The following is a 13,753-nucleotide window of genomic DNA, read 5'->3' as shown; positions in this document are numbered from 1 at the left end:
TGGAGATTGACTATGAAAAAAGAATTGCAAATGAAGCTTTTTGAAAAATATCCCAAAATTTTTGTTCAAAAAGATCTGGGGCCAAAAGAAACCTTGATGTGTTTCGGGATTAGCTGTGGGAATGGTTGGTATTGGCTGATTGACGAGCTGTGTAACTGTCTTAAATTCCATGTTGATAGAAATAATTATTCGCAAGTTGAAGCAATTCAAGTCAAAGAGAAGTTTGGGGGTTTGCGCTTCTACACAAACTGTAAAGATAATTATTTGAGGGGATATATAAATTTCGCAGAGCATTTATCTTTGTCCATTTGTGAGACGTGCGGGACAACTAAAGATGTGATTCAAACTGAAGATTGGATCAAAACTATTTGTCAAGAATGCTTAGCGAGAGAGTCAAAGAAGAATATAGATGATGAAGAAAAAAGTAAGCGAATTTGATCTGGATGCAATGATACTGTCTGTTTCCTCAAACACGGAAGCAAACAAAAGAATAATCAAAGGAATAAAAGGTCTTCTTGGTGAGCAAAAAGTGACTTCCGAAAACTTGATGGAACTGATCAACTTTAATATAAGTTTGGTGACAAAAAAATAATGGAAAAAGAATATGAAAAATTTGTTGCCCTGGAGCATAAAGAACAAACAGAATTCAAGGCACTCCTGGAAAAAATAGTTGGTTATGCAATAGTCATTCAAGAGAACGGTATAGAAAGATCCACACATCCATTTAAAAACAAAGTATGTGCTGAAAGCTATGCCACTTTTGTTAACTGGCAGTTAAGAGATGGTGGATATGCTTATGTTAACCCGGTGCGAGAGGCGGTTTGAAAATTCAAAAAAAAGATGGTGGACTGATCAAAAACTGGCAAGCGTATTGTCCAAAATCGGATGATCCAGAGTCTTTGGTTTTTTTGGGTATCGTGGTTGAGGATGCTGCAGGTCGTTATCAGCCAGGAGATCGCATAAGATCATCTCGGATCGTGTCGATTGACAGGGATAAAGGGGTGATTGAGACGCAAAACACACTATACAGAGTGATCCATGAAATTCAGATCCATGAAAAAGGGCAGTATAAATTTGTCCGGATTTCGGACCTCCAGATTGAAGATCAAAAAAAGTTTAAAAAGTTTCTTCTTGGTCGAAATACACCTATTCCCCCTGGGGAAGCGCCGGGGGATTGTGTTTGGCCAAGCGATTTCCGTGCTTTTGCTCGAGGAACTGATCCAGCCGAAGGCTTCTTTTAATTCCTGGGGCCGTGTCCAACTCATAGCCCCAAAAGGTGAAAAATCATGAAAATACTATACACAACAGATCTCCACGGATCTCAACATTATTATAATCAGGTATGGAAAAAAGCGGTGCTGCACAAAGTGGATATGGTGATCAACGGTGCTGACATGCTCCCCAAAATCAATCCCGTTTTTAAGCAGCAACCCAGCTTTATCAAAAACCTTGAAAAACATTATTTTTCCAAATTTGAAAAAGCCGGCATCCATTATTTGTGTTGTTTTGGCAACGACGATCTTCGGATCTATGATGAGCCGTTTGATCGGGTCTGCAATCAATTTGAGTTTATCCATAATATTGCCGGCAGGAGTGTTGTGATTGCCGGTTTAGAATTTATCGGTTTTAACCTCATCACCGACTATCCATTTGGACTCAAAGACCGGTGCAGGATGGATCAACAAGGCTTTGAGTTTCCGGAACAAAGAGGAACACCCTCTTTTTCCATCGAAAAAGGAAACGGTTATGGCTGGAAGGAAATATCAAGAGATGATTGGTATTCCCATGCCCGGGATCAACCCACTATTGAAGATGAGCTGAAGGCCCTGGTTCGGCCCAAAGACATGAAAAAAGCGATATATGTTATCCATATGCCCCCAGCAAATCTTGGGCTTGACGTATGTGCAAACGGTGATAGACCAGCATCCCACGCAGTTTTGGGATTTCTAAAAAAAGAACAGCCCCTTTTGTCTTTGCATGGGCATATCCACGAGTCATATAAAATGACCGGAATTTGGCAAGCTCCCTTAGGGGAAAGTATTTGTGTGCAGCCCGGGCAGGGCGGCATGAATCCGGTTTTTGTGATCATTGATACTGACGATCTGGGAATGATGAAGAGGTACGGGCATGATACAGAAACGCTTATGGTTAAAAGCTATCACGTTAAAGGAAGAATGGAATATATCCGGATTTCTGAGCTACCAGAATACTTGCGAGAGCCCTTTTGGGACTCTCTTGCAGGCCAAGGGCAAACCAGTTATCCGGGTGAAAAAATGTACGATACCCCTTATTCCGTGGACTTTTTGAAATTTTGTGATCAAAAAGGAATTAAAATAAAATTCGTTGAATCTGCAATATAATTGATTAAAATGGAAAGGAAAATAATGAAGAAATTAAGGCCCTTTAGGGTCATCCCTGTGGGGTTTTTGGCTGTTGCTTTTGTCTTATGTTTGAACGTGCCTGCATGGGCAGATGCTATTCAGCTTTTTATTGTTGTAGACGGAACAGCCATTGCTGAAGTCACCCCAAACGAGATGGCTTGGTCTCTTAACGTCATAAATAAAGGCCAGGAAGCAGAAGTCCCTGATGGACAAAAGAGTGACATTCTGCTCTCAACTTTTCCGTTTCGTGCAATAGATCAATCAAGACTCCCACTTGTTGCGAAAAAAGGCATGTACAAGAAGGGTGAGAATGCTTTCCAGGATTATATAGATAAACACAAAAAAGAGGCATCAAAATAAAATCCGGTGAAGTTGTCAGATGATAAATTTTGAAGATCCAGAAAAAAAGGAAACGTGAAAATGACAAAAAGAAATGAACCAGATCCAAAAAACCTTATAAAGAAACCCCGAAGAATCAGGTGCTTAACATCCCTGATAGAGCATCAAAAAAAACTGGAAAAATCTTCTTTGGCAGAATTAAATCTTTTTGACATTGAGCACAGTTCCATTTTGTCATGGTACGGAACCGGCAGTCCTGGAGATCACAGGGACCCCAAAGCCCAGGGATCTTTTTGTCACATAGTCGTTGCCCATGAGATCTCGATGAATACCCCTTGGCTGTTGTTTATTGATCAAGAAGCACCCGGGAAAGCCATTGCGAATAGCATAGAATGGCTGATACCAAGGACTTGTAAGCTTTTTGATCTGGACGTTTTTAATATTCGGGCGTTTGAGATCGATCCTGGAGATAATAAACTTTTTTGTGAAGAAGTGGATTTAAAAAGACTTTATTTTCAACACGCAATACTTAAAGCAGATATTGCCTGGAAGCCCTGTAATGCTTCGGTTTTAGGATCTCTTGAAAAGATTATATCTGTTGCCGATGATAATGTTATTGATGTCACAACAGGTATTTTTGTTGGACCTGCAGAATAATTCTTGGATTTACAAAGGTGTTCCGGGCCTTCGGCTCCAGGGATTTAACAAGCGTTTGGGGCAATCCCAATAAGATTATGCCGTATCTTTATTCGACTCATTATTTACCAGCCTGGAACAGCCTGTTCCATTCAGTGGCCGGAAAAATTATTTGATTGGAACAATAGTTTTCATTCTTTTGCCAAGAAATGATAAAAAAATGAAAACCGAGTTTTCCATTTTTTTGAAAAAATTGCGAAACGAGAGAAAACCGCTATCAATAAAGGTTTCAGAGGCTTAAAATGCCCTGAACCCCCCTTCTTTTCCTTCATTCAAGATCCTCAAAACCCAAACTTTGGGCGTATTCTCTTGCTCCCACGACTGTCTCTCCACACCCGGGACAAATCAGCTCTGTATTCCCGCTCCCGTTATACTCTTTGAGTATCTGAGCTGTAGTTATACGCATGGCAAGGACCACACCAAAACTTTTTTTCGGTTTTTTCTTTTTTCATATTTATCTCCTTGGGAATTAAAGAATTAGGTGGTGGAGGTTGTCAGTTTGTCGATTGCTGCTTTGTTTTGTAGAAATTTTTCACTGGCCAGAGCTATTTTTTCTTCTGGGGATGATTCGGGGAATCCTTCCCAGACCATGTTTTGTTCTTCGTTTAAAATATCCAGATAAGACAAATACCAGAGTTCGTCATCTGTGAGATCCATTATGGACCAAAGTTTACATATGGAATAATTTTCATAATCAGGATTATCTTTTTTAACCTGTTCAAATTTTGCCAAATAATCTTTTCCAATCTGTTCAAAGTTATCCAATGTTTGGTCTCCTATTAGTATATTAAAATACCCTGAATTTCCCCGGATCATCGTCTTTTTTTGTGATCTCTTGAGCCTGTTCATAGAGACGGGCAACCAGGGCCTCATACAACCCTTCTTTTTCGATTAAGCTTAGAAAGGCGACTCTTAAGGCCATTTCAGAAGTAGCAACATCACTTAACTCTCGCTTGGTCATTTCATGCTGATACCGTTCGTCATGAATAGTTTTAATTGAATCATCGCTTGTCTCGCTGAGCTTTCTTTTCAACTCTGCATAATTTTGTTCTAATGCAGAGTTGTTCGTTTTTTAAGAGTCACTGTGTTTTTTCCAATCTTCAAGGGTCTTATTGAGAGTGGTGACGGTTTTTCTCAAATTTCGAACACTCTTTTCTTCTCTTGCGGCTGCTTGGGCATCTAATTCGAGTCTAACACGCTCAGACATGCCCCCGGAGAAATCCCAATTTGCAAATTGTTCCATATTTTAAATCTTTTTTATAAGTATTCAATACTATCTGTTTGATGTTTCAACTTCTTGCAAAGTTTCTCAATGTATTCAAAGAATCAAGACGTACGATATCGTGAAACTGATATATCTTTTTATAGAATTCTTCAGTGTTAAAAGTATCAATATATTCTACACGTTGACTCATAATTTTATTATTTCTAATACTATTCATTACTTTTCTTAACTCTGAGTAGCAGTAGCAATCTTGTATTCTACAAAGGTAATTCCTTCCACTGAAGATCCTGATTCCAAAAGTGTTTTACTGTATTTCATACCCGTTTTTATGCAACCAAAGCGCACTATGTAAAAAAATATCGAATTTATCTGGCTGGTTAAATTCCAGAAGGTTATCAACTCTGCCATTTTTAAATCTATCACCGATATATCGTTTTTCTTCCAACGAATGCATTAGTTGCTTCATGGCTTTTTTAGAGCCTGTACCCCAGTCACCATCTATGGTCCCGAAATAGTAGCCGATAGTTTTTAAGGCTTCTTGCCTTTGTTCAATAGTCATAGTTGGAGCTGTGAAATATGAATAAGTAATGCCAATTTTAGCCCACACTTTTCCCCCCATCCATATCAGATTCGAACTATCTTGCTCAGCGGCAGTATCAAAGAAAGCCACCTGATTGTTTTTTTTAAGGGCTGGTATCCCTACATGGTTATCATTAATAAAAGAGTACCCTTCAGATACAACCCATGGCTTATATGAAAAAATAGCCAACGCAATCATAGAGAAGATAAAAAATTTGAGTGTTTTTCCTTTAACCCTAATACTCTCGATTAAGGCAGCGTTTTTATTGTGTCGGTAAATACCAACAGATAATGTCAACAATAAGACACCAAGAGCACCAATTGAAAAGGTTTCATTCTCCAAATGTCTTGTGGATGAATGAAACCAGGCAAAAGAAAAAATAAACAGAAGACTTGGATAAAACCAAAACGGGAAACCAATATCAGCGTTAGATGTCATTGTTTTTATAGATTGCAAAAGAGCCGTCATGCCATCAGGAGAAATAAAGTGCCCAAGCGTAGGCAAGTCCTTTTTTTCAAGTTTTTTATTGCCATGCATATCCACTATAGCTTTTAGCAAAGGATATTTTTGGATTTTTGTTATTTTTTTTCTGGCCAACTTTAACGAGTTGATTTTCGAAGATTCAGCAGGGCCGATCAAATCTTCCTGGCCAATATCTTGTAAATAATTATCGACTACAGATGCATAAGTTAATAATTGAACGCTATTCACTAACGAGTATGATACAAACATATACTCTCGTCCATCAATTTCAATAACAGAATGTTTAAGATGGACTTTAATCTGGTACTCAGTATTGACGTTTTTCTTGTCTGTTGTCGTTAAAGAGAAAGCGCTATTACTGGGCAACCAAGTAACCCAATTTTCCCCACGGGATTTCAGAAGTTTTTCAACACGACCCATTAAAGCGGATTTCACTCTATAAACCTTGGAAGATGGTGTATATATCGCTTCTATATATCTCAAGCGTGTAGAAGAACCTGCCCCGAAACATGTAGGGCAAGTTTGACGAGGGGGGCACGGAATCCATTCTACAATATACTTGCCTGAAGGTAGCTGACGGTGGTTCTCTTTCGTGCCTGTGCCCATGCAAGTATAGCAAGCGATCTCCCCGCTTCCTCCGCAACTAAAACATTTTTCTAACGTTGAAAGAGCCTCAGGGAAATTATGCACAGAAAGAGGACTGCTCAAACCAGCCCAAGTTTTTTGGTTGCCGATTTTTTGCCAAAAGGTAGCCCTAAATTTATTAGAAGCCTCTTTGCGGCAAGCGTCCATATTACTTTGATTGTCATTATATGTACCTCTTGTACGATCCCCACTTAAAGTCTGGGTACTTCGGACACGACATCCCGGGGTCCAATGAGTCTTGATTGTCAAGGTATGCTCTTCAGCTTCTTCTTTGATAACCTTAAAAGTTGCTTTATCAAGGTGGATTTTAGCCAATTTTTGACGGATATAATTAGAAAGGTCTGATTTGATTGTCTTCATGCAAGTTCCCTATCTATTTGTTTTGACCAATTGGGGCAGTATTATTACCTATTAATGTTTCCAAAACATTGCCCTCAAGATCAAAAGGAGCAGAATCATGCCCAGGTGTAAACTCATAGCCCATCAAAAACTTTTCTCGGAGCCCATTATTAATCGGGTAAGACACAGGAGCTGTTTCGATCAGCACTTTAACTGCGGTTGCCACCACAGGATGGTAAACTTCGGACACACTGGCCTCCAAAGAACCGTAAAGCTGAGACTTGGTGATCGAATTAGAAAGGTCTATATTGGATATGCAAAAGATTATTACCGCAGCACCGGCAACCATCAACGGCAACCTAAGAAGGGGTTTTATCTTGAATGACAAGGAGAAATTGAACACCTTGAAGATATGGATGAACCCACCAAGTAACGAGAAGAACAAGGCAAATGGAGGGACGACCACACCTCTCATGGCTCTTTTCCCGAACTCTTCATACTTCCCGCCATTCTCATAATCCTTTGGTTTGGCGGTGAATTTTCTAAGCTGCTCATTGGTTTTGGTTTTAATGATGTCCTGGAGGATATGTTTGTTGCTTTTCCCGATATATTTACCTTTGTTTCCCAAGTACCGCTTAACATCTTTGTTTGCCAGAAATTCTTCATAAGACAACCCGGGAACCAGATATTTTGGGTAAAACCCGAATATCTTCTTGGCTTCCTGCTTGAATTTTTTCAGGACACCGGCATGATAAGATTTTTTAAAAGAATTCTCAAAGATATCTCGATCAAAAGGCCTCCAACCTTTCGGCACAGCAATTCCTGATTTCCGGACCTCTCCCCGGATCTGGGGCCACCGATCTTTAGGAATGGCACTCAGATTTAAGTCGATCCGATAGTCTGTAACCTTTTTCTTATACGCCTGCCAATGACCTTCAGATTCTTTTTTGAATTTCCGAGTAACTTCTTTGTTATAGGCCACCTTCATAAACGCATAGAAACCAATCTTGTCGTTTGGATTCCAATTATCCGGAGGATTAAGACCTTTTTTTCGGACTTCTTTTATAACCCGGGGCCAGTATCTTTCCTTTATATTTCCGATTGTGAGTCGTTTTGCTTTAAGCCCTGCTTGGTATTCATCAAAACGCTTCTCTACTTCTACCCTCAAGCCTGGTTTTGAGTCTGTATAATACTTAGTTCCCAGAGCTCTTAAGAAACCTTTCTTGTCTGATGGTTTCCAGGAATTTGGAACCATTAGGCCTGATGCTCTGACCTGTTCACGAACCTCGGGCCACTTATCTTTAGGGATATTCTCCAGTGCTATTTTTTGGTCAGCAAGCTTGTTCAGGTATTTTGCCCAGGCTTGTTTTTCTTTAGCCTTTGCGATGTTCTTAGCATCGGCACTACGGTATTTCTCAGTAGCAGGGGCATACTGTTCGTAATATGCCTTATCCAAATCTTTGAGTTCCGAATGAACATTGGTTTTCAAAAATTTATTGCCATCCCCTATTTCGGCTCTCACTTCATTTTCTATGATTTTCCGAATAGTTGTTTTCTTGAGCTTCCCTTTTAGTATGGTGGACCCCAGGAAAGGAAGCACAGCAGCGAAGGATTTGCCCTCAGGAGAGTTTAATTCATCAGAGGATAGCTCCATGCCGTCTATGGATATAGTGCCCTTTAAGAGCGAATTTTGGACAATCATGGCCTTGGCTGCAACTGATCTATCTTCTCCAGAAGAACTATCCACTATATGATCAACCAGCATCCTTTCACCGTAAAACACAGAGCCTATGATAAGGACAGCTAAAATAATAAATACAGCCATCCGTGCGGGTATGTCTTTAAGCCAAGTAAGCTTTTTGCACAAAGGCAAGAGCACTACGCCCAGGACCAACAGATATAAAGCTGTTCCTGATATCAGTCGGCCAAACTTTTCTAAGCCTTCCACCTCTTCAATGGAAACCATTGTGCCGGCCACATCAAGCAGTCTTGCCTGGAAAGCAAGTTCAATAGATAGATATACGGTTGTTACTATAGTGATAAACCAAAGGTTTTTCCTGGTCATCGACAGATCATTTTCGCTGGATACAAATAGTTTCAATTCTTAACTCCAATTAGTCGATCTTAATTTCTACTTTTTTGGAAGAGCGGGAAGTGGACACCTTGTCAGTGGGAACCACGGATCTGCCTGCGGGACGGAAAGCCTCATACTCTGACTCAGGCAAAGCAGGGATAGCATGTTTTTGGATCTCCGCAGATTCTTCCTGATAATCAAGAGATCTCACTTCTGGTTCAGGATCGCCATAAATATATTGGTCCTGGTAGAACTCTAACAGATCACCACTAAGCTCTCCCCAGGGGACCGGGCCTTCATGTTTGTTTGCCCCGAAAGCGTAATAAATGCTATCCTTAAAGTCTTTTGGCAACTCACCACGCACAACACTCTTAAAGTTGTTTGATTTATGATAAACAGCTTTTTCTGTAACCACATGGGCTGATGACATAATCCTTCGTGTAGAAACGGTAACGACCTCATGGAGAGGTTCACCTTGAGCAGAAACGCCGACAAGAACCAACGCATCGTGCTCTTTCAATCGCCATATCTGGAATTTTTCGATATGCTGTACTTTCAGTCTGACCGGCTTTTTAAATGTTGGGCCATCAAGTTTGCAAGAATCTCCAATCATGGATTGATACAGGGTAATATCACCATAATTCGAAGTCCAGGTCTTAACGGGCTTATATCCGATCAAGCCTAATTCCATTTGATACGAAGCTGAATTTGAAGATTTGGATGTCTGCTTAAAGCTAATACAGCCGGAAACCATAATCAAAATAAAGCCCAACACTATAACTAAAATAAAATTACATTTCATTTTAGTGCCCCGAGCTATGTTTTTGCTATATGCCATTGTTTTTTTATCTCCTAATGTCAATCAGCGTCCAACTTTGATCCCAGTAGGCGTTTATCTGAGCAATAGGTGGTTTTATTGAAAAACCCAGTGCCCATAATTGTATTGGATTTCAACGATGATACTTGTTTTTTGTTGAAGTGGGTCAAGGTTGTACGTTGATTGGACCATATTCCTATGATTTTATTTTTATATTAAGCAACCTAAAGATATCATTAGATAGTTGTTCGATACGCATAAGCCTGCCTAAAGGTTGTGGTTTTGAAGGAGATGCCGTAATTGATAGTTCTTCAGGATCTTCAACGAACTCCATAATCTCACCCAACGAATCCTTAGCTAAATCGTCATTTGCATTTTCAATTTCAATTTCGATGTCTTGGATTATAGATTTTTTAAAATCTTCAATGCTTAAATCTTGTTCTTCGGCTCTAAGCTTTATAAAACGTTCGAATAAGGACTCGTCTTTATATTCAATCTTGGCTTCGTGGAAAATGATTTGTTGAAAATTAAAAAGTAGACCAACTATTTCATTTGGATTAAGAGAAATGTTTCCTAAACGAAGACTAACACTGATCTCCCCTGCTTCATCTGCACCTATACCTATCTTGCTAATATTTATTTCTTTTTTCTCTTTATCATAAGAATATTCAACATTTAGATTAACGATCATCTTGTCAATGTAGCCTAAATTCCTAAGTCCTTCTGCCTCTTCTCCGAGGTCTTTAATATTTAGTTCAATCCCATTACATGACATAGATAAAAAAGTTGGAATGTCAGCGTTCTTATCTATGTCATGAATTATAATTTCGTGAATTTTTAATTTTTCTTTAGCGTTCACAGGAGAAACAAGAATGTCAGAAATCCTTACATCCATCCCAAGCAAATCAACACTGACGCTCTTGTAATCAATATCGGCAAAATTAGTAACCTTTGCTATGGATTCGTTTACTTTCCCCTCTGCCACACTTGATGCGTACATTTTAATCCCAAAGTAAATGGCGATTAAAGCCACAGCGATGCTAATGCCTGTAATTTGTTTTTTGTTCATTGTATTTTTCCTTAGATCGTTAAATAGCTGAATACAAAACATTTTTTTGTGGAACTCTACACAGCCAGAGTTTCATCCATGTTCCTTTGTTTTAATCAAAAAAAAGCCCCGGGCAGCGTGAAATATGCCTGGGGCTTTTTTGTTTAGAATTTATAAAACCAAATTTAGATTTCCAATAGGGCCGGAGTCCTTGCCTCTGGCTTTTTGGGTTCCGGGTACATTGGTGCAGGTCCATAATATGTGCCTGCACATTCTGAGGGTGTACTCTGACAAAAAACCACCATTGATAATTTTGATGCACCACGCTTTTGTTAATGATACGCCAGGAAAAATTTTGGGATGTTTGGCATCTGTCCAAGATACATCAGAAATCGGATTACCATTCGATCCCTTTGTAATAAACAAAGTCAGACCCTTATTGGAAACAACCTGATTTCCCTTGCTATACCAAAATACCTTCAAGCTAACTATTGGTATTTAATAAGTTTGGAAACAAGTCTTACAGGCTTTCGTCCTCTTTAATATCTACGATCCACATACGAAAATCTTCATTCTTGTCATATTCATATCCAGAATCCAAGATAAGCTGTTTAAGTACATAAAAATTGAAGGCTTTATTAAAGCCATCCGCCTTTTTTCCATCGATAGCATCCTTCGGTGGGGTAGGCCCAAAAGTGCGTCTATAGCCAGTATTTTTCACAGAGAAACTTGGGCTATGAAGGCCTATCAGCATATTTTCGTATGCACCACTACTATTATAATAGCTTTCTTTAAGATCTTGGGTACTGTCAGAAAGACAATAGGCGAATGCTGGGATTTTTTCACTTTTTGTAGAGGAATGCCAGATTACACCTTCAAAAACATAACACCCATTCAGGATTTTAGCTGTGTTGTTATTTAAACGTCCTTTCAAGATCACAAATTCATTTTGATCTTTTGGATCAATAGTTTTCAGTTCCCCTACATTGACGGTGCCACTGGACGTAACTTTATATTTTGGAGCTACTGTTTTTATTGTTCTTGGCATTGCCATTGACAAAGCTACCCTCGGATAAGTCGTGCTGTCATCATAGTATGGGTATTTTTCAAAGAGCTTATACAGTGGCGTGTCCTTTATAGTTAATTCAGTTGGTTTTACTGTTTTTATAAATTCTGTCTTTTCATTTTCTTGTTTTGTCTCATGCGTTTGCACAGTTGTATAAGAATTAACAGCAGTCTCAATTTGCTCTTGCATAGAGGCAACTTGTTTCTCTATGGTCTGACAACCGGTTAATACAAAAAAACAAAGACACAAAGTGAGAATAAAACGAGATTTTGTCATAACAACGTCCTTTCTAAATTAATTCAATTATTAAATAATGCAGCCGGACTTTGTAAAAAAGCCCGGCTGCATTATTTTTATATATTTTGTTTGCAACCCGGCTATCTTTATTTAATAAGGCGTATTGCAAACGGGACCCGAAATGTTTTGCCTTTGGATGCAGCTACACCGCCCATAATACAAAATATCAGATGGCAAATACCCACGACAGGGATCATAAACACTCCAATCACTACAAACGTTAACATCATGGAGATGACATATCCGAGAAACGCAGTTATGGACCAGTTTAGAGCCTCTTTTGCTTGATCCTGAATATAAACGTCATCTTTTTTGATAAGATAAATAATCAAAGGTGGTATAAATGTTAGCACAAGGGTTCCTATCCATGTAAGTACCGCAATGTTTTTATCCTCTTTTGTTATCTCAATTTCCTGCTGAATAGTTGATTCATTCATTTTTTTTCTCCTAAAAATATTTAGATTTTTATTAAGCATGAGTCAGACTCGGTTAATATTCAGTACTTTTTCAACTTTATTTGTATGTGGTTATTAGATGTTAGATAGGTACAATACCTTTATGTTTTCATCCACCAGAAAGGATAAATCTTCTGAGATCTATGAGTCCTTTATTGCCGAATAGTTTTGTGATTTCTTTTTTAATTTAAAGTAAAAACTAACACGACCAAATAAAAAACCCGGAGACCTATTATTAAGGCCACCGGGTTGCACTCATTAATTATTATAACATTGCAACCCGGCTATCTTTAATTAAAAGATCCGTGGCTTTCCGTCCCTGCTTCACAACAGGTTTGGCCATAAGTTCAGGATGATATACAGATATAATAAAAAATAATCAATCATTTTTATCATCCCAAAGTGGTTATATTTAGTCAAAATTTATGGAAAACATTAGTCCCATACGGTCATAAGAGTTATATATGGGTAATTTTTTATCAAAAAATAGTGTTTTTTATTGACATGGTTGTAAAATAGATATGAAAAAATGGCTGTGGTTTTTCAGATGAAGGACTTGGGCCAAAAAAACGGACCGATAAATATCAGTTTTTCTTAGATAGCGTAACTTTAATTCCACTTCATAGGGGAAGGGTCATCATAATCCTGCCCCGAAAAATTGGAGCCCAGGTTAAGCCTCTTCTTTTGAGTATCAGGTCTTGCGCTTAGTCTTGCGCTTTTTATCCAAAATCAACAAAATAAGCACTTCTGTGTAAAATTGCATAATTCAAAAAGGCCGGATTTAAAGGGGATTGCCGTGTTTCAAGGATGTGTGAAAATGGCGGCTATCTGACTTCTAATCCGTAGGTCATGAGCAAGTTCCACCGCCGGGGAATACTTCCTCTTTGCACTCCGGAAACTTGCTTGGTTTCTTGAATGTCTTCTGGTTTTTAAATTGAAATCCCCAATCCAAGCAATAATAGGGCTCCATATTTATTCTTTTTTTCTGGTGCTTGACTGTTTTTTCTATAAACGCAGATTTCCATTTATCTATTCCGGATATATTTTAAAAGTTTTTTCAAGGATCTCATTTATTACATTAAGGCACTGCAAAATTTCTTCAGGTGCGTTTCCTTGAGTGCAGAGATTCCGAATTATCAGTATTAGGGGCGGCATAAGTCTTAAATTCCTGACGACCTCCCAACTCATTGCCTCGTCTGTATGAAACAGCACATCACCAGCACCCATAAAACCGCCAGATCTGCTACTGCCTCACGAAAAATACTCCAGGCTACCTGAAGATCTGAAAGGATTGTCTTTTCATATCCT

The 13,753-nt window shown here is 38.8% G+C and carries 16 protein-coding genes and 1 riboswitch; of the genes, 7 read left to right on the top strand and 9 right to left on the bottom strand.

Annotated elements, in window-relative coordinates; translation table 11 throughout:
• Positions 1-12: 12 nt before the first annotated feature.
• The 7 genes from ACZ45G_RS13510 (at position 13) to ACZ45G_RS13480 (ending at position 3,377) form a co-directional block, all read left to right on the top strand.
• Complete coding sequence (locus ACZ45G_RS13510) at positions 13-438, top strand: hypothetical protein (RefSeq protein WP_464178936.1); 426 nt, start codon at positions 13-15, stop codon at positions 436-438.
• Positions 410-592, top strand: a complete 183-nt coding sequence (locus ACZ45G_RS13505) for a hypothetical protein (protein ID WP_464178934.1) — start codon at positions 410-412, stop codon at positions 590-592. The genes ACZ45G_RS13510 and ACZ45G_RS13505 overlap by 29 nt, the downstream gene beginning before the upstream one ends.
• A complete protein-coding gene (locus tag ACZ45G_RS13500) occupies positions 592-825 on the top strand; it encodes a hypothetical protein (RefSeq protein ID WP_464178932.1) in 234 nt (77 codons plus the stop codon). The genes ACZ45G_RS13505 and ACZ45G_RS13500 overlap by 1 nt, the downstream gene beginning before the upstream one ends.
• Entirely contained in the window at positions 822-1,241 is a 420-nt protein-coding gene (locus tag ACZ45G_RS13495) for a hypothetical protein (RefSeq protein ID WP_464178930.1), read from the top strand. The genes ACZ45G_RS13500 and ACZ45G_RS13495 overlap by 4 nt, the downstream gene beginning before the upstream one ends.
• A 45-nt stretch (positions 1,242-1,286) precedes the next feature.
• The gene (locus ACZ45G_RS13490) at positions 1,287-2,360 is read left to right on the top strand and encodes a metallophosphoesterase family protein (protein ID WP_464178928.1); all 1,074 of its coding nucleotides are present in this window, start codon (positions 1,287-1,289) and stop codon (positions 2,358-2,360) included.
• Between the two features lie 24 nt (positions 2,361-2,384).
• The gene (locus ACZ45G_RS13485; RefSeq protein WP_464178926.1) at positions 2,385-2,741 is read left to right on the top strand and encodes a hypothetical protein; all 357 of its coding nucleotides are present in this window, start codon (positions 2,385-2,387) and stop codon (positions 2,739-2,741) included.
• Positions 2,742-3,044: 303 nt separating this feature from the next.
• Positions 3,045-3,377, top strand: a complete 333-nt coding sequence (locus ACZ45G_RS13480; RefSeq protein WP_464178924.1) for a hypothetical protein — start codon at positions 3,045-3,047, stop codon at positions 3,375-3,377.
• 516 nt (positions 3,378-3,893) lie between these two features.
• Here ACZ45G_RS13480 and ACZ45G_RS13475 read toward each other — a convergent pair.
• From ACZ45G_RS13475 to ACZ45G_RS13435, 9 genes are all read right to left on the bottom strand, one after another.
• On the bottom strand, positions 3,894-4,181 hold the full coding sequence (locus tag ACZ45G_RS13475) for a hypothetical protein (RefSeq protein ID WP_464178922.1): 288 nt from the start codon (positions 4,179-4,181) through the stop codon (positions 3,894-3,896).
• A 22-nt stretch (positions 4,182-4,203) separates the two neighbouring features.
• Positions 4,204-4,449, bottom strand: coding sequence for a hypothetical protein (locus tag ACZ45G_RS13470; RefSeq protein WP_464178920.1), 246 nt, complete (start codon positions 4,447-4,449; stop codon positions 4,204-4,206).
• Positions 4,450-4,488: 39 nt separating this feature from the next.
• Positions 4,489-4,623, bottom strand: coding sequence for a hypothetical protein (locus ACZ45G_RS13465; RefSeq protein WP_464178918.1), 135 nt, complete (start codon positions 4,621-4,623; stop codon positions 4,489-4,491).
• Between the two features lie 322 nt (positions 4,624-4,945).
• Positions 4,946-6,709, bottom strand: coding sequence for a hypothetical protein (locus tag ACZ45G_RS13460; RefSeq protein WP_464178916.1), 1,764 nt, complete (start codon positions 6,707-6,709; stop codon positions 4,946-4,948).
• Positions 6,710-6,722: 13 nt separating this feature from the next.
• The gene (locus ACZ45G_RS13455) at positions 6,723-8,789 is read right to left on the bottom strand and encodes a hypothetical protein (RefSeq protein WP_464178914.1); all 2,067 of its coding nucleotides are present in this window, start codon (positions 8,787-8,789) and stop codon (positions 6,723-6,725) included.
• A 13-nt stretch (positions 8,790-8,802) separates the two neighbouring features.
• Positions 8,803-9,600, bottom strand: coding sequence for a hypothetical protein (locus ACZ45G_RS13450; protein WP_464178912.1), 798 nt, complete (start codon positions 9,598-9,600; stop codon positions 8,803-8,805).
• 175 nt (positions 9,601-9,775) lie between these two features.
• On the bottom strand, positions 9,776-10,648 hold the full coding sequence (locus ACZ45G_RS13445; RefSeq protein ID WP_464178910.1) for a hypothetical protein: 873 nt from the start codon (positions 10,646-10,648) through the stop codon (positions 9,776-9,778).
• Between the two features lie 499 nt (positions 10,649-11,147).
• Positions 11,148-11,969, bottom strand: coding sequence for a hypothetical protein (locus ACZ45G_RS13440; protein WP_464178908.1), 822 nt, complete (start codon positions 11,967-11,969; stop codon positions 11,148-11,150).
• Between the two features lie 107 nt (positions 11,970-12,076).
• Positions 12,077-12,427 carry a DUF4870 domain-containing protein gene (locus tag ACZ45G_RS13435; RefSeq protein ID WP_464178906.1) on the bottom strand — a complete coding sequence of 117 codons (351 nt, stop codon included), beginning with the start codon at positions 12,425-12,427 and terminating at the stop codon, positions 12,077-12,079.
• Positions 12,428-12,716: 289 nt separating this feature from the next.
• A riboswitch (cyclic di-GMP riboswitch) is annotated at positions 12,717-12,795 on the bottom strand.
• Positions 12,796-13,753: the final 958 nt, after the last annotated feature.

The sequence above is a fragment of the Desulfoconvexum algidum genome, assembly GCF_055382125.1.
Note: the sequence above shows the minus strand (reverse complement) of the source record. Positions and strands in the feature narration are given on the sequence as shown.